The sequence below is a fragment of the Streptomyces sp. NPDC058221 genome (assembly GCF_042882365.1).
Lineage (GTDB): Bacteria > Actinomycetota > Actinomycetes > Streptomycetales > Streptomycetaceae > Streptomyces.
Window position 1 is genome coordinate 1 of record NZ_JBHVWF010000116.1, and the last position, 19,105, is coordinate 19,105.

At 71.2% G+C, this 19,105-nt stretch carries 17 protein-coding genes; 8 read left to right on the top strand and 9 right to left on the bottom strand.

Features of this window, described 5'->3' with window-relative positions; all coding sequences use genetic code 11:
* The first annotated feature begins 269 nt into the window (after positions 1-269).
* Complete coding sequence (locus ACFVW8_RS29050) at positions 270-1,469, top strand: PQQ-binding-like beta-propeller repeat protein (RefSeq protein ID WP_389695105.1); 1,200 nt, start codon at positions 270-272, stop codon at positions 1,467-1,469.
* A 416-nt stretch (positions 1,470-1,885) separates the two neighbouring features.
* On the top strand, positions 1,886-2,614 hold the full coding sequence (locus ACFVW8_RS29055) for a M23 family metallopeptidase (protein WP_389695107.1): 729 nt from the start codon (positions 1,886-1,888) through the stop codon (positions 2,612-2,614).
* A 20-nt stretch (positions 2,615-2,634) separates the two neighbouring features.
* Here the strand turns inward: ACFVW8_RS29055 and ACFVW8_RS29060 are convergent, their stop codons facing one another.
* On the bottom strand, positions 2,635-3,219 hold the full coding sequence (locus ACFVW8_RS29060; RefSeq protein WP_389695109.1) for a TetR/AcrR family transcriptional regulator: 585 nt from the start codon (positions 3,217-3,219) through the stop codon (positions 2,635-2,637).
* 127 nt (positions 3,220-3,346) lie between these two features.
* Here ACFVW8_RS29060 and ACFVW8_RS29065 point away from each other — a divergent pair, with 127 nt between their 5' ends.
* Complete coding sequence (locus tag ACFVW8_RS29065) at positions 3,347-4,930, top strand: MDR family MFS transporter (RefSeq protein ID WP_389695111.1); 1,584 nt, start codon at positions 3,347-3,349, stop codon at positions 4,928-4,930.
* 77 nt (positions 4,931-5,007) lie between these two features.
* Here the strand turns inward: ACFVW8_RS29065 and cseC are convergent, their stop codons facing one another.
* The 5 genes from cseC to ACFVW8_RS29090 all read right to left on the bottom strand — a co-directional run bounded on the left by cseC (position 5,008) and on the right by ACFVW8_RS29090 (position 9,630).
* On the bottom strand, positions 5,008-6,399 hold the full coding sequence (cseC, locus tag ACFVW8_RS29070) for a two-component system sensor histidine kinase CseC (protein ID WP_389695113.1): 1,392 nt from the start codon (positions 6,397-6,399) through the stop codon (positions 5,008-5,010).
* Positions 6,396-7,103: a two-component system response regulator CseB gene (gene cseB, locus ACFVW8_RS29075; protein ID WP_389695115.1), complete on the bottom strand. Its 708-nt coding sequence runs from the start codon at positions 7,101-7,103 to the stop codon at positions 6,396-6,398. Before cseB ends, cseC begins: the two co-directional genes overlap by 4 nt.
* Positions 7,104-7,113: 10 nt before the next feature.
* Positions 7,114-7,854, bottom strand: coding sequence for a hypothetical protein (locus ACFVW8_RS29080; RefSeq protein WP_389695117.1), 741 nt, complete (start codon positions 7,852-7,854; stop codon positions 7,114-7,116).
* Complete coding sequence (locus ACFVW8_RS29085) at positions 7,842-8,480, bottom strand: SigE family RNA polymerase sigma factor (protein ID WP_389695119.1); 639 nt, start codon at positions 8,478-8,480, stop codon at positions 7,842-7,844. Before ACFVW8_RS29085 ends, ACFVW8_RS29080 begins: the two co-directional genes overlap by 13 nt.
* A gap of 247 nt (positions 8,481-8,727) precedes the next feature.
* Entirely contained in the window at positions 8,728-9,630 is a 903-nt protein-coding gene (locus ACFVW8_RS29090; protein WP_389695121.1) for an A/G-specific adenine glycosylase, read from the bottom strand.
* 326 nt (positions 9,631-9,956) lie between these two features.
* On the opposite strand from ACFVW8_RS29090, the gene ACFVW8_RS29095 reads away from it, so the two are divergent.
* Positions 9,957-10,763 (top strand): hypothetical protein, encoded by an 807-nt coding sequence (locus tag ACFVW8_RS29095; protein WP_389695152.1) that lies wholly within the window; start codon positions 9,957-9,959, stop codon positions 10,761-10,763.
* Positions 10,764-10,858: 95 nt separating this feature from the next.
* Here ACFVW8_RS29095 and disA read toward each other — a convergent pair whose 3' ends face one another.
* Positions 10,859-11,983 (bottom strand): DNA integrity scanning diadenylate cyclase DisA, encoded by a 1,125-nt coding sequence (disA, locus tag ACFVW8_RS29100; RefSeq protein WP_389695123.1) that lies wholly within the window; start codon positions 11,981-11,983, stop codon positions 10,859-10,861.
* A gap of 80 nt (positions 11,984-12,063) precedes the next feature.
* Entirely contained in the window at positions 12,064-13,476 is a 1,413-nt protein-coding gene (gene radA, locus ACFVW8_RS29105; protein WP_389695125.1) for a DNA repair protein RadA, read from the bottom strand.
* 183 nt (positions 13,477-13,659) lie between these two features.
* On the opposite strand from radA, the gene ACFVW8_RS29110 reads away from it, so the two are divergent.
* Entirely contained in the window at positions 13,660-15,540 is a 1,881-nt protein-coding gene (locus ACFVW8_RS29110) for a hypothetical protein (RefSeq protein WP_389695127.1), read from the top strand.
* 71 nt (positions 15,541-15,611) lie between these two features.
* On the opposite strand, the gene ACFVW8_RS29115 is transcribed toward ACFVW8_RS29110, so the two are convergent.
* The gene (locus tag ACFVW8_RS29115) at positions 15,612-16,451 is read right to left on the bottom strand and encodes a hypothetical protein (protein WP_389695129.1); all 840 of its coding nucleotides are present in this window, start codon (positions 16,449-16,451) and stop codon (positions 15,612-15,614) included.
* A 40-nt stretch (positions 16,452-16,491) separates the two neighbouring features.
* On the opposite strand from ACFVW8_RS29115, the gene ACFVW8_RS29120 reads away from it, so the two are divergent.
* The 3 genes from ACFVW8_RS29120 (at position 16,492) to ACFVW8_RS29130 (ending at position 19,005) form a co-directional block, all read left to right on the top strand.
* Complete coding sequence (locus tag ACFVW8_RS29120) at positions 16,492-17,442, top strand: Ppx/GppA family phosphatase (protein WP_389695131.1); 951 nt, start codon at positions 16,492-16,494, stop codon at positions 17,440-17,442.
* 94 nt (positions 17,443-17,536) lie between these two features.
* A complete protein-coding gene (locus ACFVW8_RS29125; RefSeq protein WP_389695133.1) occupies positions 17,537-18,370 on the top strand; it encodes a sugar phosphate isomerase/epimerase family protein in 834 nt (277 codons plus the stop codon).
* Positions 18,367-19,005, top strand: a complete 639-nt coding sequence (locus ACFVW8_RS29130; RefSeq protein WP_389695135.1) for a TetR family transcriptional regulator — start codon at positions 18,367-18,369, stop codon at positions 19,003-19,005. The genes ACFVW8_RS29125 and ACFVW8_RS29130 overlap by 4 nt, the downstream gene beginning before the upstream one ends.
* The last annotated feature ends 100 nt before the right edge of the window (positions 19,006-19,105 follow it).

The following is a 19,105-nucleotide window of genomic DNA, read 5'->3' on the forward strand; positions in this document are numbered from 1 at the left end:
GCAGTAGTTCCAGAGCTTCGCGACCAGCGTGTTGGTCTGCGCGGCAGCCTTCTTGGACTTCGGCGTCTCAGTGAGGGGGACGTTGTCGGCCGAGGTTTCGACCGGTCGGGGGCCGCCCCTTTGCTGTTGCGTACACAGTGACGGGCGCGTCACAGAGATGTCCCGGTCGGGTCAGCTCCGCGCCGTGGCCAAAATCCGCTGGTTAGTCTGGCCCGGCTCTGGACACGTCGGCCGGGGCCCGGACGTACGTCGAGGGGGCTGGGCAGGTCATGCGCAGAGGCAATGTGTCACGCAGGCAGATGATGAAGCTGGCGGGAGCCGGGGCGGTGCTGCTGGGGGCAGGGGCGGTGGCCTGCGGGCCGCAGGACGAGCCGGCCGGCGACGGGGGTGGAGCGGACAAGCCGGGGAAGGGGTCCGGCACCCCGGCGCCCGGCTCCGGGCCGGAGGCCGCCTGGCAGCAGCCCACGACGTACGACGGGCTGGCGTTGATCTCCGCACTCGCCGTGGTCGGCAACGTGGTGCTCGTCTCCGGTGACCCGCTGGTGGCCCGTGATGTGGCCACCGGCAAGGAGATCTGGTCCCGCGCGGAGGTCACCACCCCCGGTGCCAACATGCTCGTCGGCGGCGGGACGCTCTATCTTCCGAGCGCCCGGTACGACGGGAACATCGTCGGCCTGAACCCCGCGACGGGCAAGGACACCTGGCGGAGCCGGCTGGGCAAGGAGTACTCCCAGCCCCGGCCCGTCGCCGCGGACGACCACCACGTCTACGTCGTCGCGGGGATCCTGGACAAGGAGCTGAGGACGCCGGACAACGTGATCGCCGCGATCGACACCGCGTCGGGCAAGGTCCTCTGGCGCGAGAAGCGCGACCACGGCACCGACCAGTACGGCATCACAGCGCGGGTGGCCGGCAGCCGGCTCGTCTACACGGACTTCCGGGAGAACCTCACGGTGCGCGACACCGCCAGCGGCCGTCAGATCTGGACGAAGAAGATCGGCAAGTCCAACAACCGTGGCTTCGCGGTTCATGAGGGGCTGGCCATCCTCGCGAACGGGAACCGGATGCGCGCCTATGACCTGGCCGACGGCAGGGAACGCTGGTCCTTCGCGACCGAGAAGTACGACCGGTTCAACGACCCGGCGGTCCTGGACGGCGTTCTCTACGTCTCCGACAGCGTGCACGGCCTCTGGGCGGCGGATCCCGTGACCGGGAAGAGGCACTGGCACAACAAGGGGAGTCTGGACGTCGCGGCTCCCTGGCAGTTCGCCAAGGCCGGTGACGTCCTCTACGGGGCGACGGAGTTCGACAAGGACGGCGGCATCCACGCCTTCGACGCCGGCAGCGGGAAGCTGCGCTGGACCTACAACGACGGCACCGGCAATATCCAGCGGTGGTATCTGGCCGGAGGCGGCAAGAACCTCGTGGCCCTGCACGCGAAGAAGGTGTCGGGCCTGCCCGCCGTGTAGTGCGGGGCACCGGGCCGAAGGTCCCGAAACGGACGGCCGTTGGTCCCACCGGCGGTGACAAGGCGCACAGCCCTTTCGAGGCCTACTAGGCGGCATAGGAGAAAGCGCCATGATCGCCGGAGGGACCTTCGGCCCTGCGCCCGGCGGGACCTTGGGGGGTACGGGGTGAAGTGCCCGGATAACGGGGTCATGTCCGATAGGGGCGGTTTGGAACTGGGGTTAAACGTCTCCGGACGAAGAGATCCGGAGCTGCGGAGGGAGTGGGTTCCGGGACCTGCGGCGGCGAATTCCCGGGGATCCGGCTACGGCTTTTCTTCGTAGATGGGGGGTTTGAGCACGGGCGGGGATGCGGGTTACCAAGGGATGGCCAGCCCGGCCGAGTGCCGGGTCCAGTCATCTCCGGAGGTTTTCCGCTTATGTCGAAGCGCGTTACGTTCAAGCACTCCCACCGCCCGTCCGCCTCCCGTGTGCGCAGCGCCGTGGTGGCGGCCGGCCTGGGGACGTCGATGGTTCTCGGTGTGGGCGCTGCGTTCGCGGCCGGCACCACGGGAACCACCGGCACCGCGAGCCTGGCGAGCACCACCACCGCCGACTCGGTCGCCGAGCAGGCGACCGCGCAGGGCAAGGCGGCGAAGAAGGCCGAGCACGAGGCGGCGAAGAAGGCCGAGGCGGCCAAGAAGAAGGCGGCGGCCAAGAAGAAGGCCGCCAAGAAGGCCGCCGCGAAGCTTCCCTGGGAGACCCCCGTCTCCCACTACGAGCTGAGCGCCAGCTTCGGCAACGACGGCAGTCGCTGGTCGCACAAGCACTCCGGCCAGGACTTCGCCGTGCCGATCGGCACCAAGGTCGAGGCCGCGCACAAGGGCACCGTCGTGAAGGCCGGCCCGAACGGCGGCGGCGACGGTCCCGCGTACGGCAACGCCATCGTGATCAAGCACAGCAACGGCACCTACTCGCAGTACGCGCACCTCTCGAAGATCAAGGTGCACATCGGCGAGCACGTGAAGAAGGGCGAGAAGATCGCCCTCTCCGGCAACACCGGCAACTCCAGCGGTCCGCACCTGCACTTCGAGATCCGGACCACTGCGAACTACGGTTCCGCGGTCAACCCGGTCAACTATCTCCACAAGGTGGGCATCAAGGTCTGACCCGGCCGCGACACCACCCGCTACTGGGCGGGACCCGGGTCGTGCGCCCGGGTGACCAGTTCGACGGCGACTTCGAGGATGGCCTTGCGCTTCTCCTCGGGGTCGCCGTCGACGTCGTTCAGCGCGAACATGCCGGCGTGCATCGTGAAGAGCGCGCTGAAGCAGCGGACCTGGTCGGCGAGCGGGGCGTCGGGCTCCTTGATCAGGCCGACGAGCCCCAGGACCCGCCCCTTCATCGTCTGGCCGATGCTCAGGTCGCGCACGGTCGCCTGGTTCTCCTGCATGAACCGGAAGAGCGGGGCGGCCGCCCTCAGCGCCTCGCTGTAGCGGCGGAGGATCTCCTTCTTCGTCTCCAGGGTGCGCGGCTGCTTCTCGCCCCAGGCGATCAGCTCCTCCACGGGCCGGTTGAGGTCCTCGAAGATGCTGACGAGGATGTCTTCCTTGGTCTTGAAGTGGTAGTACAGCGCCGCCTTGGTGACGTCCAGCTGCTCGCTGATCTCCCGCAGGGAGGTCTTCTCGTAACCCTGCTCGACGAAGAGTTCCAGGGCGACGTCCTGGATGCGCTGGCGGGTGTTCCCCCGGCGCGGCTGCGGCGTGCTGCCCATGGTGCTCTCCCCAGAGATACTTACTTGACGCCCGGCTAGTTACGGGGTTACTTTCCCTGAGTATAGTCAACTAGCCGGGCGTCAAGTAAGTGCCTCGGTGTGCAGGGGATCAGGGGAGTTGGGGATCATGTCGGACCTGAAGAAGGCGCCGGACAGGAAGGCGGACGGCGGTACCGCCGTCCGGGCGCCGAAACGCGAGCCGCAGGAGCGCAGCGTCCGGGTGGTGGTATTCGCCCTGATGATCGCCATGCTGCTGGCCATGCTCGACAACCTGATCGTCGGCACCGCGATGCCGACCATCGTCGGCGACCTCGGCGGGCTTGAGCACCTGTCCTGGGTCGTCACCGCCTACACCCTGGCCACCGCAGCCTCCACCCCCATCTGGGGCAAGCTCGGCGACATGTACGGGCGCAAGAGCATCTTCCTCACGTCCATCGTGATCTTCCTGATCGGTTCCGTCCTCAGTGGCATGGCCCAGGACATGGGCCAGCTGATCGGCTTCCGCGCGATCCAGGGCCTCGGCGCCGGCGGTCTGATGGTCGGCGTCATGGCGATCATCGGTGACCTCGTACCGCCCCGCGAGCGCGGCAAGTACCAGGGCATGATGGCCGGTGTCATGGCGATCGCCATGATCGGCGGACCGCTGGTCGGCGGCACCATCACCGACCACCTCGGCTGGCGCTGGAGCTTCTACATCAACCTGCCGCTGGGTGCGGTCGCGCTGATCATGATCACCACTGTGCTGCACCTGCCCAAGCGGGAGCGCACGAAGGCGAAGGTCGACTACCTCGGCGCCGGGCTGCTGACCGTCGGCATCACCGCGATCGTGCTGGTCACCACCTGGGGCGGTTCCGAGTACGACTGGAACTCCGCGATCATCATGGAGCTCATCGCGATCGGTGTCGCCGCACTGGCCGGCTTCCTCTTCGTCGAGACGAAGGCCGCGGAACCGATCATCCCGCTGCACATATTCCGCAACCGCAACTTCACCCTGATGTCCGTGGTCGGCTTCATGGCGGGCTTCGTGATGTTCGGGGCGGTGCTCTTCCTGCCGCTGTTCCAGCAGTCCGTGCAGGGCGCGTCCGCGACCAACTCCGGACTGCTGCTCCTGCCGATGCTGCTCGCGATGATGGTCGTCTCGCTCGTCGCCGGACGGATCACCACCAGCACCGGCAAGTACAAGATCTTCCCGATCATCGGCTCGATCCTGATGGTGAGCGGCCTCTTCCTGCTCTCGCAGATGGACACCGGCACCACCCGGTTCACCTCCGGGGTCTACATGGCCGTGCTCGGCGCCGGCATGGGCTTCCTGATGCAGATCACGATGCTCGTGGCGCAGAACAGCGTCGAGATGAAGGACATGGGCGTCGCCTCGTCCTCCACCACCCTCTTCCGTACGCTCGGCAGCTCCTTCGGCGTCGCCATCATGGGTGCGCTGTTCACCGGACGGGTGAACGACGAGATGGCCGCCCGCGGCGGTGCGGGTGCCACCACGCACGGCGCCCAGCTCGACGCGGCGAGCCTGGCGAAGCTGCCGGTCCCGGTCCGCGAGGCATACGAGTACGCGGTGTCGTCCGGCACGCACATCGCCTTCCTGGTGGGCGCCTCGGTCGGACTGGTCGCCCTGGTGGCGGCGCTGTTCGTCAAGGAGGTCCCGCTGCGGGGCGCCGGACCGGAGACGGCCAAGGCCCCGGTGGCCGAAGCCGTGTAGGTCACAGCCGTCCGCACGGCAGCGAGGAGGCCCCGGGGTACGTACCCCGGGGCCTCCTCGCTGTGTCGTGACAGCCCTCAGGGTCTGTCCGGCGGCTCGCCGCTCGTCCGCGTGCCGCTTCCGGCGGCCTTCCGGCCGCCCCCCTCGGGCCCGCGCTGCTCGGCCAGGAGCATCGGGTAGCTGCCGGTGTCGGTCGGTGCGTGCTCGGGCAGCCACAGCACGGCGATGGCCCCGGCGGTGCCGTTGGCCGCGCCCTCGGGAGCGGCGTTGCGGAAGGTCAGCCGGGCGCCGAGTACCCGAGCCTGACCGGCCGCGATCGTCAGCCCGAGACCGTGCCCGTGCCCGGCCCGGTCGGTGGATCCGGTACGGAACCTGCTCGGGCCCTCGCGCAGCAGCGCCGCCGGGAACCCCGCACCGTGATCGCGGACGCGCACCACACGGCCCTCGACCGTGACCTCCACCGGGGTGGAGCCGTGCTTGGCGGCGTTGCCCAGCAGATTGCCCAGGATGCGCTCCAGCCGGCGCGGATCGGTGCTGACCCACGACTCATGGACCACCTGGACCCGCACATCCGGATTCAGCAGCCCGATCCGGCGGCTGACGAAGTCGCCCAGCGCGACCTCCTGCAGCTCGGCCCGCTCGGACGCACTGTCCAGCCGGGCCACCTCCAGCACGTCCTCGACCAGCGTGCGCATCGCTTGCGCCCGGTCCCGTACGAGCTCCGTCGGGCGGCCCGGCGGCAGCAGCTCGGCCGCCGTCAGCAGCCCCGTCACCGGGGTGCGCAGCTCGTGCGCGATGTCCGCGGTGACCCGGCGCTCCGCCTCGATCCGCTCGTTCAGCGCGTCCGTGAGGGCGTCCACCGCACCGGCCAGCTCATCGGTCTCGTCCCGCACGACGCCGCCGACGGCGTCCCTGACCCGGACCTCCGTATTGCCCTGCGCGACCTTCCCCGCCGCGGCCGCCGCCTTGCGCAGCCGGCGCGACAGCTGGCCGCCGATCAGCACACCGAGAGCGGAGCCGCCGAAGACCACCGAGACCGATCCGATGATCAGGGCCCGGTCGAGATCACCCATGATCGTGGTGGAACGGTCGGCGAAACGGGTGTGCAGCGAGAGCACGTCGCCGTTGGTCAGCGGCACCGCCGCCCAGACGTCCGGCACCCCGCCGCTGTCCTCCACATGGGTGGCACGCCGGTTCTTCCGGGTCTCCTCGCGCAGGCTCTTCGGCATCAGCGGGTCGTTGATCTTCGCGCCGAAGCGGGGGTCGGCCTTCTTCGTCTTCGTCGCCTCGTACAGCAGCTGGGCATAGGTGAGCCGCTCCAGCTGCACCTCGCGGGCGTTCTCCAGCATCGAGACCCTGGCCGCGTTGTGCACGACGAGGCTCAGCGCGACCGCGATCAGGGCGCCGACCGCGGCGATGGCGATGCTGATCTTCCAGCGGACACTCGTCCGCAGGGCGGGCCGCCTCATGCCCTGAGCTTGTAGCCGAAGCCGCGGACCGTCTCGATCCGGTCCTGGCCGACCTTGGTGCGCAGCCGTTGCACATGGACGTCCACGACCCGGGTGTCGCCGCCCCAGCCGTAGTCCCAGACCCGCTCCAGCAGCTTGTCGCGGGAGAGCACCGTGCCGGGCGCGGACGAGAACTCCAGCAGCAGCCGCATCTCGGTCGGCGTCAGACCCACCTGCTCGCCGTTCCTGCGTACTTCCATGCCCTCGGTGTCGACCTCCAGGTCACCGAAGACCAGCACCCCGCCCTCGGGCCCGTCCTCCGCCCCGTCGGCGCTGCCCTGCCCGCTGCCCGAGGCGTGGCCGAAGCGGCGCAGCACGGCGCGGATCCGGGCGACCAGGACCGCGCCGTCGAACGGTTTGGTGACGTAGTCGTCGGCGCCGGCCTCCAGGCCGAGCACCACGTCGATCGAATCGGCACGGGCCGACAGCATGATCACGGGAACCGTCGACTCGTCCCGGATGCGACGGCACAGGCTCACCCCGTCGAGGCCGGGCACCATCACGTCGAGCAGGGCGATGTCGGGCCGGTCCGCCCGGAACGCGTCGAGGCCCTGGAGACCGTCGGGCATCGCGGTGACCACGAAGCCGGACCGCTCCAGCGCCAGCTGGGTTGCCTCGCGGATGACGTCGTCGTCCTCGACGAACAGGACATGGGTCTCGGCCATCGGACTGCTCTCAGTTCTTCGTCGGTTCTGTGGGCTCCGGGAAGTCCCCTTCTCCGGCACCGACGGCTCGGTTGAAGTCGTTGTGCACCCGGTCCTGCTCGCTGAACCGGGTGTTCGCCCAGTGATACGTGATCACTTCCTCGCCCGAGGGATAGGCGACCTGGTCCTTCTTCCCGTAGACCTGTGTCGTCACCACCAGATCGCCGCGGTCGATGGTCCCGTAGACCGCGGGCTGCTCGGTGGTGAACACGTTCTCGTACGTGCCGTCGTCGCGGAGCCGGTACACATAGGTGCCGACGCCCACCGAATCGCCGCAGGTCATCACGTTCACCACGACATCGGCGGAGGGGCCGCCGGTCAGCTTGCCGTACGAGGTGTCCACCGGGTACTCGTCACCGGTGCAGGGCTTCAGATCCGTCCGGACCCGCTCGCTCACCTTCGCGTCCTTCTTGAGCAGTGCCACGGCGTCGACCCGGGGGGCCGGCTTCGCCGTGGACGGTGCCGTGGCCGTCGGCGTGATCTGCGCGACCGGCTGGGTGCCCGCCGGGCCCTCGTCGCGCGTGCCGGTGCCGCCCGTGGAGCAGCTGACCGCGAACAGCCCGAAGACGGCGAGCCCGGCCAGTGCCGTACTGCTCGCCGCCCATCCGGTCGGGAACCGTCTGTTCCCGCCGGCCCTTGCACCACTTCCCCCGTCGCCGACCGCGCCGCCGCTTTCGCCGGCGCCGTCACCGCTGCCTGTCAGGCCGCGCACCGCTCCCGCCCCCGCTCGTCATGACGCCCGATCCCCTGCGCCGCGCTCCGTGTCCGCACCGGGGCCGTGGCCGCGGCGGCACGGAGTGCCGGCCGGTGTTCCCGGTCCTCGTGGGTCCGGGCCTCCCTGGCCGCCTCTTCCCTGCTCTCCAGCTCCTGGCGCAGCCGCGCCAGGGCGCGGTGCAGGGTGCTCTTCACCGTACCGGCCGACATGCCGAGCGCCGCGGCGGTCTCCTCCGTGCTCATCTGCTCCCAGTGTCGCAGCACGACGACGCTGCGCTGCTTGGGAGCCAGCACGCCCAGGACGTCCATCAGCAGGGCGCGGTCCGCACGCTGCTCGGTGCCGTCCTCGACGCTGGCGTCGGGCAGCTGCTCGGTGGGGACCTCGTCCAGCTTGCGGGCACGCCACCACTCGGTGCGGGTGTTGATCATGACGCGACGCAGATAGGCGTCGGCGAGGGACTTGTCGGCGATGCCGTCCCAGCGGCCGTACGTGCGGGCCAGGGCGGTCTGCAGCAGGTCCTGCGCGTCCACGGGATCGGGCACCAGCCGCCGTGCGCTGCGCAGCAGCGCCTCCTGCCGGGTACGCACGTACTCCTCGAATCCGAGCACCTCGCCCTGCGCCATAACAACCGCCTCCGTCCCCGTGGAACCCCGTAGTACCGCTGTCAGCCACTGGTTGTCGGGCTGACGTCGGTGACGCTACGGAGCGGTTGTCACGAGGCTGTGCGGAGCAGCCATACGCCGACGCACGGCTGCCCATCGGTTGTGTAACAGCGCAGGGAGGGGCGGGACGCGGGAGCGGGGGCGAAGGGCCCCGCGGGGCGTGGAACGGGCGCGCCCCGGGGCCGGGCGGGGGACTCCCGCCCGGCCGTCAGGTCAGCGGCAGCCGGTACTGACCGCCGGCCAGCGGTTCGACCAGGCCGTCGGCGACCAGGCCGTCCAGCGCACGGGCCCGCTGCACCGGTTCCTCCCACACGGCGTCCAGAGCCGACTGCGGCACCGGCGTCACCGCCTCGCGCAGCACGGCGAGCAGCCTGCCGCGCACCTGCCGGTCCGTACCGGCGTAGGTCTGGCCGCGGCGCGGTGGCCCCTGGTGTGCGGGCTTGCCGGCCAGCCGCCAGGCGCACTGCGCGGAGATCGGGCAGCGCGTGCAGTCCTCGTTCTTCGCGGTGCAGACGAGGGCCCCGAGCTCCATCGTCGCAGCGGCCCACCGGGCCGCCTGTTCGTCGCCCTCGGGCAGCAGCGTCCGGGCGAGCTTGCGCTCGGCGGCGGTGGTCGCGTTCGGCGGGTACTGGATGCCGGTCGCCGCCCGCGCGAACACCCGGCGGACGTTCGTGTCGAGGACGGCGTGCCGCTGCCGGTAGGCGAACGAGGCCACGGCAGCCGCCGTGTACTCGCCGATCCCGGGCAGCGCGAGCAGCTGGGCGTGCTCGCTCGGTACGTCGCCGCCGTGCCGTTCCGTTATTGCCTGGGCGGCCCCGTGCAGCCGCAGGGCACGCCGGGGGTAGCCGAGCCGGCCCCAGGCGCGGACGGCCTCACCGGGAGGGTCCGCCGCGAGGTCGGCAGGGCGGGGCCAGCGGGCCAGCCACTGTTCGTAGACCGGGAGCACTCGGTTGACGGGGGTCTGCTGCAGCATGAACTCACTCACCATCACACCCCAGGCGCCCGCTTCGGGGCGGCGCCAGGGCAGATCGCGGGCGTGCTGGTCGAACCACCCGATGACGGGGGTGTGGAGGGAGGCGGGGGGCGTCTGTGTCGCAGTCGTGGCAGTCATCGCACTCCCGATCCTGACACGGGAGGGCAGACGATGGCCCCGGTCACGGGGGTGTCGCCCCTCATAAGAGCCCTTGGAGTGATAGTGCCACCCGTCTGTCCCCAGGCCACCGGACATCCGGTCCGGCAAGTGGCCGCACCCTCCTGAGCGGGTTGCGGCAAGTGGGCGCATCCCGCGTTCCCGGGTTGCGAAAACGCCGTCCCGGGATGATGATCCGCAAAACTTGCGGATCCGGGCGGCGGGTGGGGCGGGAGTTGGGGCTGATCTCTCGTACAGTTTGCGCCGTGGGATCTCTGCGTAATCCGATCGGGCCGCTTCCCTCCACCATCTACTGGCGACGGAGGGCAGTAGCGGCGACGCTGATTGCGCTGCTCGCGTTGCTGGTCGTATGGGCTGTCACCTCCCGTGGCGGCAACGGGAATCACGACGACTCCCGGGCCCCCGGCTCCGGACCCACCGACGCGATCACGCCAGGGCCCTCCGGTTCGGGGCCGGCCATCAGCGAACAGCCGGGCGGCCGCGACGAGTCGGGTGACTCCGGCGGAGGAGACGGCGCAGACGGCGACGGCTCGGACACCGGTTCCGGGGGTTCGGGCGACGGCAACGGCGGCTCGGGCAGCGCGGGTTCCGGTTCCGGCGGCGGCTCGGAGGGCGGTTCGGGTTCCGGTTCCGGCGGCGGTTCCGGCGGCGGCACGACCACCGGGCAGCAGCTCCCGGCCGGCACCTCGGTCCCCGACTGCACCGCGGGCGCACTGCAGTTGACCCTGAAGACCGCCAACACCTACGGGCCCGACGAGAAGCCGAAGTTCAGGCTGATCGCCAAGAACACCTCGTCCACCGCCTGCAAGGCCGACTTCGGTCCGAAGAGCGCGGTCCTCACCATCACCGAGGCCGGTGGCGACGACAACGAGGTGTGGTCCTCCAAGGACTGCCCGCGCAACGCCGCCGCCTTACTACTGAAGGTCCCGGCGGGCTCCACCGTCGTGCACACCGTGGAGTGGAACCGGGCGAAGAGCGCCCCGAAGTGCGCGACGCCGCCCGCGGGGAGCGCCGGCCCCGGCACCTACCTGATCGAGGCCAAGGCGCCTGGCGAGCCCGTGCAGCGCGCCTCGTTCGTCCTCGCGAAGGACTGACCGGGGCGGGGGCCCGGGGAACGACCGGGGCCCGGTGCGATCCGCACCGGGCCCCGACACTTCCTCCCGCTGTACGTGACAGCTACACGTACCGGCTACACGTACCGTTCGAGAATCGACGACTCGGCCAGCCGCGACAGGCCCTCGCGCACACTGCGCGCCCGCGCCTCGCCGACCCCGTCCACCGTCTGGAGATCGTCCACACTCGCCGCGAGCAGCTTCTGCAGGCCGCCGAAGTGCTCCACGAGCCGGTCGATGATCGCCCCGGGCAGCCGCGGCACCTTCGCCAGCAGCCGGAAGCCGCGCGGCGAGACCGCCGAATCCAGTGTCTCCGGGGAGCCGCTGTAGCCCAGCGCCCGTGCCACGACGGGGAGTTCGAGAAGCTCCGTGTGGGACAGCGCGTCCAGCTCGGTGAGCGCCTCGGCCACCGTGCGCGAACGCTTGGCGGTCGGCTCCGGCACGTAGTCGCGCACGACCAGCTCGCGCTCCGGCTCCACGCCCGCGATCAACTCGTCGAGCTGGAGCGAGAGAAGCCGGCCGTCGGTCCCCAGCTCCACCACGTACTCGGCGATCTCGGTCGCGATACGGCGCACCATCTCGAGACGCTGCGCGACGGCGGTCACGTCCCGGACGGTCACCAGGTCCTCGATCTCCAGCGCGGAGAGCGTGCCGGCGACCTCGTCCAGCCGGAGCTTGTACCGCTCCAGCGTGGCGAGCGCCTGATTGGCGCGGGAGAGGATCGCGGCGGACTCCTCCAGGACCCGGCGCTGCCCGTCCACGTACAGCGCGATGAGGTGCATCGACTGCGAGACGGAGACCACCGGGAAATTGCACTGCCGGGAGACCCGGTCCGCCGTGCGGTGCCGGGTGCCGGTCTCTTCGGTGGGGATCGAGGCGTCCGGCACCAGCTGCACGCCGGCGCGCAGGATCTTGGTCATTTCCTTGTCGAGGATCAACGCCCCGTCGAGCTTGGCCAGCTCTCGCAGCCTGGTCGCGGTGAATTCCACGTCCAGCACGAAGCCGCCGGTGCACATCGACTCGACGGTTCTGTCCATGCCGAGCACGATCAGCCCGCCGGTATTGCCACGGAGAATGCGCTCCAGGCCGTCCCGCAGGGCCATTCCGGGCGCGACGGCGGTCAACGAGGCGCGCATCAGCGCCTCGTTACCGGTGCCTTGACCGGACTTTCCGGGCGATGCTGCCCGGTCGCTGGCTGCCACTGCACTCCTCCGGTCACAGGTTTGCGGTGCCCTTACGTCCCTCATACCGTTCGTACGGACGGGCGAGACCAGGGCAAAGTCTACCGGCGTGCGCCGTCCTCCTGTGGGGCCTGTGCACGAGAGCGGCGCGGGAGCACTCTCAGCGCGTCGCCCATGTTGGCGACTTCCGTGACCTTCATACCGGCCGGGACCTTCCCCGGATCGGTAGGAACCAGTGCGTGCGTAAAGCCCAGACGGTGTGCCTCCGCCAGTCTGCGCTGGACCCCGGTGACCCTTCTGACCTCGCCCGCGAGCCCCACCTCGCCGATCGCCACAAGATTCTTGGGCAGCGGTGTGTCACTCGCCGCACTGGCCAGGGCCAGTGCGATGGCGAGGTCGGCGGCGGGCTCGGTGAGCTTCACACCGCCGACCGTGGCGCTGTAGATGTCCCGCTTGCCCAGCGCGCTGATCCGGCCCCGCTGCTCCAGTACGGCCAGCATCATCGACACCCGGGACGTCTCCAGACCCGAGGTGGTGCGCCGGGGTGAGGGGATCTGGGAGTCCACCGTGAGCGCCTGCACCTCGGCGACCAGCGGCCGCTTGCCTTCCAGGGTGACGGTCAGACAGGTGCCGGGCACCGGCTCGTCGCGGCGGGTCAGGAAGAGGCCGGACGGATCGGCGAGGCCGGTGATGCCCTCGTCGTGGAGCTCGAAGCAGCCGACCTCGTCGGTCGCCCCGTAGCGGTTCTTCACGCCGCGCACGAGCCGGAGCCGGGCATGGCGGTCGCCCTCGAAGGACAGCACCACATCGACCAGGTGCTCCAGCAGCCGCGGCCCCGCGATGGCCCCGTCCTTGGTGACGTGACCGACCAGCATGGTCGACATGCCGCGTTCCTTGGAGGCCCGGATGAGCGCCCCTGCGACCTCGCGGACCTGCGCCATCCCGCCGGGCGCGCCCTCGATCTCGGGGGAGGCCACGGTCTGCACGGAGTCCAGGACGAGCAGGGACGGCTTCACCGCGTCCAGATGGCCGAGGACCGCGGACAGATCCGTCTCGGCGGCCAGGTACAGATGGTCGTTGATCGCCCGGATCCGGTCGGCACGCATCCTGACCTGGCCGGCGGACTCCTCGGCGGTCACATAGAGCGTCCGGTGCTCGTCGCTCGCCGCCTTGGCCGCCACATCCAGCAGCAGGGTGGACTTGCCCACGCCCGGCTCGCCCGCGAGCAGCACGACAGCACCGGGCACAAGACCGCCGCCCAGCACCCGGTCCAGCTCACTCACGCCGGTCGAGCGGGCGGTGGCCTGCCGGCTGTCGACCTGGCCGATCGGGAGAGCGGCGGCGGAGACGCGTCCTGCCGCCGTCGTCCGGACCGCGGGGGCGCCGCCGAACTCCTCGACCGTCCCCCACGCCTGGCACTCGAAGCAGCGGCCGAGCCACTTGGCGGTCGTCCAGCCGCATTCCGTGCAGCGGTAGGACGGCCGGTCCTTCGCGGATTTCGTACGGGCAGCCATGGCGCCACCGTATAGGTGCCCTCGGACAGTCCCGTCCGGCGAGGTGCGCTCAGGGGGAGCGCACGCCGCTTCCCGCGCAGGAATCAGAGATTCCTGTCCGCTTTCGAGCGATACCCTCACCCGTAAGGGTTAAATCTACTCAGGGGCAACAGGTGCACGCCCCGTCCTGCCTACGGTCGCAAGGTGACGAGCAGCAGGCTGGAGACCCCCACGAACACCCCCGGCGCACACCGGGCGCAGCAGCGCGCGCCCCACTCCTCGCCGAAGCGACCGCCCGCCCGTTACGAGCCGCATCTCGACGGCCTGTTCACCTACTGCCTCTCCGTGCTCTGCGATCACGACGCCGCCACGGACGCGCTCGGCGCTGTCCTCGCGCTGGCGGAACGGCAGGGCGGACGGTGTCCGACGGACGAGGAGGAACGTAAAACCTGGCTGTACGCGCTGGCCAGGTGGACATGCCTGCGCAGGCTCGCCGCGCAGAAGCAGGGCCGCCAGGCGCACCGTCAGCACGACAAGGCGCAGCCGCGCAGGCAGCCGGCCAAGCCGGCGAATGAGGCCCGCCGCGCGCCGGCCGGGCAGGGGGCGCGCGCAGGACGGCGTACGACAGCGCCCTCCGTGGCCGCCCACACCCCCAAGTCGCCGGCCGCACCGTCCCGGTCCGCGATGCCGCAGCCCGCCCCGGAGTCCCCGGTGGCCGTCGAGGCGCACCGCCGCGAGCTGGCCCAGCTGGCCTGGCCCGAGGCCGCGGGCACCACTCCCGAGCAGCGGGAGGCGCTGGAGCTCGCGGTACGGCACCGGCTCCCCCCGGCCGCCGTCGCCGCCGTCCTCGGTCTGGAGGCCGCGACCGCCAGGGAGCTGCTGGCCGCGGCCGCCTGCGAGGTGGAGCGGACCAGGGCCGCGCTCGCCGTCGTCGAGTCGGGCAGCTGCCCCACGGCCGGCCGGCTCACGGGCGATCAGCGGGTGCTGCTCTCCGCCACCCTGCGCCGCGAGCTCGTACGGCATGTGGACGACTGCCCCCGCTGCCGCCGCGCCGCCGAGCGGGCCGGCGCGCAGGGCCCCTGGCCGGGCGCGGCCGTCACCCCGGCCGCCGCGCTGACGGTCGTCGAGGCGCCGCGCCCCTCCGCCTATGTGGCCATGATCCACGCCCAGAAGCATCAGAAGAATCGGTCCTCCACCCCGCGGTTCGACCGGGCGGGCTTCCCGATGGACCCCAAGGACCACGCCGCGCGCCGGGACCGGCTGCGGTCGAGAGTCATGACGACGACGGTGGTCGCCACGGTCGTCGCCGCCCCGGTGATCGCCCTGTGGTCCGCCTACCGGGGCGCACCGCTCACCGGCGAGGGCCACGACGGAACCTCGGTCACGGCGACCGAGACGGACGACAGCCGCGGTGGCGACCCGTACGACCGCTACGAGAACGCGGGCAACGCCAGCCCCGAGCCCGGCCCGCGCTTCACGGACGGCGAGGGCGGCCCGGATGTCTCGGCCGAGGTCATCAGCGTGGACACGGGGCCGGCGGCGGGCACGCACGGCAGGGGCGGGCTCACCGTCGAGGCGCGTTCGTCCGGCGGCACGACGATGATCACCCTCACCGCTTCGAAGGCCGGCCCGGTCGCCTGGTCGGCCAGGACACCGGCGTCCTGGCTGCGCCTCAGCAGCTCGTCCGGGAAGCTCGCCGCGGGCGGCAGCGTCACGATCCGGGTCCTGGTCGACCACGGCCGCGAACCGGCCTCGCACTGGACGGCACGGGTCGCCGTCGCCCCGTCGGGGTCGGTCGTCGCGATTCACGGATATGGCGGCGGGCGGCCCTCGGGACGCCCGCACACCCCGCGGCCCTCGCGGCCGGGCGGTTCGATGCACCCGCACCCGCCCGTCCCGTCGGACCCGCCGCCGTCCTCGCCGGACCCCACGGACCCGACGCCGGACCCGACCGATCCGACGCCCGACCCGACGGACGACCCCACCACGACACCGACGGACCCGGGAGGCCCGAGCGGGACCCCCGGCTCACCGCCCCCGACCGGCCCGGGAGAGAGCCCGAGCGTCCCGCCCCCGGCGAACTGAACGCCCGGGCCGGTCCGGCAGCAGCCCGGTCCCCGGCCCGGCAGCCGGACGTACGCCGGCCCGGCCCGGAACTACTTCGGGTCGGCCGGGTGCGGTGCCATCGGCAGCAGCGAGGAGAGCCGCTCCTCGCACAGCCCGGCCAGCCGGTCGTACGCCTCCTTGCCCATCAGCTCGGTCAGCTCGGGCCGGTAGGACACGTACACCGGCTCACCGGCTCCGTGCGCCGACGTCGCCGACGTGCACCACCAGTGCAGGTCATGACCGCCGGGGCCCCAGCCCCTGCGGTCGTACTCGCCGATCGTCACCTGGAGCACGCGCGTGTCGTCGGGCCGGTCGATCCAGTCGTACGTACGCCGGACCGGCAGCTGCCAGCACACGTCGGGCTTGGTCTCCAGGGGCTCCTTGCCCTCGCGCAGGGCCAGGATGTGCAGCGAACAGCCCGCCCCGGCAGCGAAGCCGGGCCGGTTCTGGAAGATGCACGAGCCCTCCCAGCGCCGCGTCTGGCGCTCCCCGTCGTCGTCGGTCTGGACCCAGCCCGAATCCGTACCCACGTCGTGGAACTGCCACAGGTCCGGGGTCAGCCGGGCGACGTTCTCGGCCACCCGCTTCTCGTCGTCCTCGTCCGAGAAGTGGGCGCCCAGCGTGCAGCACCCGTCGTCCGCGCGACCGGCCTGGATGCCCTGGCAGCCACTGCCGAAGATGCAGCTCCACCTGGACGTCAGCCAGGTCAGATCGCAGCGGAAGACCTGCTCGTCGTCGGCCGGGTCCGGGAACTCCACCCAGGCCCGTGCGAAGTCGATCCCCGTCTCGTCGGACCCGTCGGGTCCCTTTGTTTCCGGCTGCTGCATCTCCTGCTTCGTTTTCTTCTTCTCAGTGACTTTGCCCGGCTTCGCCTTTTTCGTCTTTGGCACGCGCCCAGAGTAAGTCCGCAGCAGCAGTAGCGTTCTGCGCATGAGACTCGGAGTCCTCGACGTGGGGTCGAACACGGTTCATCTGCTGGTGGTGGACGCCCACCCCGGCGCCCGCCCGCTGCCCGCGCACTCGCACAAGGCGGAGCTGCGCCTGGCCGAACTCCTCGACGGGGACGGGGCGATCGGCCCGGTCGGCGTGGACCGGCTGGTGGCGACGATCGCCGACGCGCTCCAGGCCGCCGAGGACAAGGGCTGCGAGGACGTGCTCGCGTTCGCCACCTCCGCGGTACGCGAAGCGAGCAACGCGGACACGGTGCTGGCCCGGGTGCGCGACGAGACGGGCATCGATCTCGCCGTCCTCAGCGGTGCGGAGGAGGCCCGGCTCACCTTCCTCGCCGCCCGGCGCTGGTTCGGCTGGTCGGCGGGCAAGCTGCTGGTCCTGGACATCGGCGGGGGCTCGCTGGAGATCGCGTACGGCATCGACGAGGAACCGGACGCCGCGGTGTCGCTGCCGCTCGGTGCCGGACGCCTCACGGCCGGCTGGCTGCCGGGCGATCCGCCGGACCCTGCGGAGGTGAAGGCGCTGCGCCGGCACGTACGGGCGAGGATCGCCCGCAGCGTCGGCGAGTTCACCCGCTTCGGCCGCCCCGACCACATCGTCGCCACGTCCAAGACCTTCAAGCAGCTCGCCAGGATCGCGGGCGCCGCCCGCTCCACCGAGGGCCTGTACGTGCAGCGCTCCCTCAGCCGCAAGGCGCTGGAGGAGTGGGTGCCGAAGCTCGCCGCGATGACGATCGAGGAGCGCGGGAACCTCCCCGGCGTCTCCGACGGACGGGCCGCCCAGCTGCTGGCCGGGGCCCTGGTCGCGGAGGGCGCGATGGACCTCCTGGGCGTCGAGGAACTGGAGATCTGCCCCTGGGCGCTGCGTGAGGGCGTCATCCTGCGCCGCCTGGACCATCTGCCGGCGCAGGAAGCCGCGGCCCTGGCCTGACGGCCGCCGCGGACGGGTGCGGGAGGGCCATGGCCCTTCTCACTTTCCGCCGGGCTCTCTCGGCGCCGCGCACCTCGGCCCGTACGCTGTCTGCGTGGCAGAACCAGTGGTGCGCGTCCCGGATGCGAAGGTCGCCCTGTCGACGGCCTCCGTCTATCCGGAGTCGACGGCGACGGCCTTCGAGATCGCCGCGCGCCTGGGGTACGACGGCGTCGAGGTCATGGTCTGGACCGATCCGGTCAGCCAGGACATCGAGGCCCTGCGCCGGCTCTCGGACTACCACCAGGTGCCGATACTGGCCGTTCACGCCCCCTGTCTGCTGATCACCCAGCGCGTCTGGTCCACCGACCCGTGGGTCAAGCTCCAGCGGGCCCGCGCCGCCGCCGAGAAGCTGGGTGCCTCGACGGTCGTGGTCCACCCGCCGTTCCGCTGGCAGCGGCAGTACGCCCGCGACTTCGTCACCGGGATCTGGCGCATGGCCGATGAGACCGATGTGCGGTTCGCCGTCGAGAACATGTACCCGTGGCGCTACCGGGACCGCGAGATGCTCGCGTACGCCCCCGACTGGGACGTCACCAACGACGACTACCGCCACTTCACCGTGGACCTCTCGCACACCGCCACGGCCCGTACGGACGGCATGGCCATGGTCGACCGCATGGGCGACCGGCTGGCCCACGTCCACCTCGCCGACGGCAAGGGTTCCGCCAAGGACGAGCACCTGGTGCCCGGCCGTGGCGACCAGCCCTGTGCGGAGCTGCTGGAGCGGCTGGCCCGTACCGGCTTCGACGGCCATGTGGTCATCGAGGTCAACACCCGCCGGGCGATGTCCACCGCGGAACGCGAGGCCGACCTCGCCGAGGCACTGGCCTTCACCCGGCTGCACCTCGCCTCGTCCCCGTCCTCCGCCCGGGCGCCGCGTTCATGAGCGTGGGTGCGGGAAGCCCGGCCCCCAGACGCCGGGGCCGCCCCTCCCGCACGGACGCGACGACGGGCCCGGATGCCCGCACCCGCATCCTGGAGGCCGCCCGCACCGATTTCGCCGAGCGCGGCTACGACAAGACGTCGATCCGGGGCATCGCGAAGACGGCCGGTGTGGACGCGGCACTGGTCCACCACTACTTCGGTACAAAGGACGAGGTGTTCGCCGCCGCGATCGAGCTCTCCTTCGAGCCCGCGCTGGTGATCCCGGACATCCTCGGCAGCAGCACGGAGGGCCTGGGGGAGCGGCTGGCCGGCTACTTCATCGGCGTATGGGAGAACCCGGTCTCCCGGGCCCCGCTGCTGGCCGTCATGCGGTCGGCCATGACGCACGAGGCGGCGGCGAAGGTCCTGCGCGTCTTCGTACTGCGACGCCTGCTGGGCCGGATCGCCGACCAGCTGGACGTCCCCGACGCCACCTTCCGCGCGGAACTGGCCGCGTCACACATGGTGGGCATCGCGGTGCTGCGGTACGTGATCCAGGCAGAACCCCTGGCCTCGGCGCCCCCGGAGAAAATCATCGCCATGGTGGCCCCGACGCTGCAGCGCTACCTGACGGATCCAAGCCCCTCCGGCGATTGAGGCTCGGGGTCCGGGGCGGAGCCCCGGTTACGGGAAGCCCGCCGCAGGCCCCCGCCCCGTCACCCAGGGATCCCCGATCCCGGATCCCGGACACCCTGTC

What these genes read in the sequence shown, in the direction of transcription:
- ACFVW8_RS29085 (WP_389695119.1), bottom strand. Translation starts at nt 8,480, where the DNA reads ATGGCGCAGGGCGAGGTGCTCGGATTCGAGGAGTACGTGCGTACCCGG.
- ACFVW8_RS29050 (WP_389695105.1), top strand. Translation starts at nt 270, where the DNA reads ATGCGCAGAGGCAATGTGTCACGCAGGCAGATGATGAAGCTGGCGGGA.
- ACFVW8_RS29055 (WP_389695107.1), top strand. Translation starts at nt 1,886, where the DNA reads ATGTCGAAGCGCGTTACGTTCAAGCACTCCCACCGCCCGTCCGCCTCC.
- ACFVW8_RS29120 (WP_389695131.1), top strand. Translation starts at nt 16,492, where the DNA reads ATGAGACTCGGAGTCCTCGACGTGGGGTCGAACACGGTTCATCTGCTG.
- cseC (WP_389695113.1), bottom strand. Translation starts at nt 6,399, where the DNA reads ATGAGGCGGCCCGCCCTGCGGACGAGTGTCCGCTGGAAGATCAGCATC.
- ACFVW8_RS29130 (WP_389695135.1), top strand. Translation starts at nt 18,367, where the DNA reads ATGAGCGTGGGTGCGGGAAGCCCGGCCCCCAGACGCCGGGGCCGCCCC.
- ACFVW8_RS29065 (WP_389695111.1), top strand. Translation starts at nt 3,347, where the DNA reads ATGTCGGACCTGAAGAAGGCGCCGGACAGGAAGGCGGACGGCGGTACC.
- ACFVW8_RS29090 (WP_389695121.1), bottom strand. Translation starts at nt 9,630, where the DNA reads ATGACTGCCACGACTGCGACACAGACGCCCCCCGCCTCCCTCCACACC.
- ACFVW8_RS29060 (WP_389695109.1), bottom strand. Translation starts at nt 3,219, where the DNA reads ATGGGCAGCACGCCGCAGCCGCGCCGGGGGAACACCCGCCAGCGCATC.
- cseB (WP_389695115.1), bottom strand. Translation starts at nt 7,103, where the DNA reads ATGGCCGAGACCCATGTCCTGTTCGTCGAGGACGACGACGTCATCCGC.
- radA (WP_389695125.1), bottom strand. Translation starts at nt 13,476, where the DNA reads ATGGCTGCCCGTACGAAATCCGCGAAGGACCGGCCGTCCTACCGCTGC.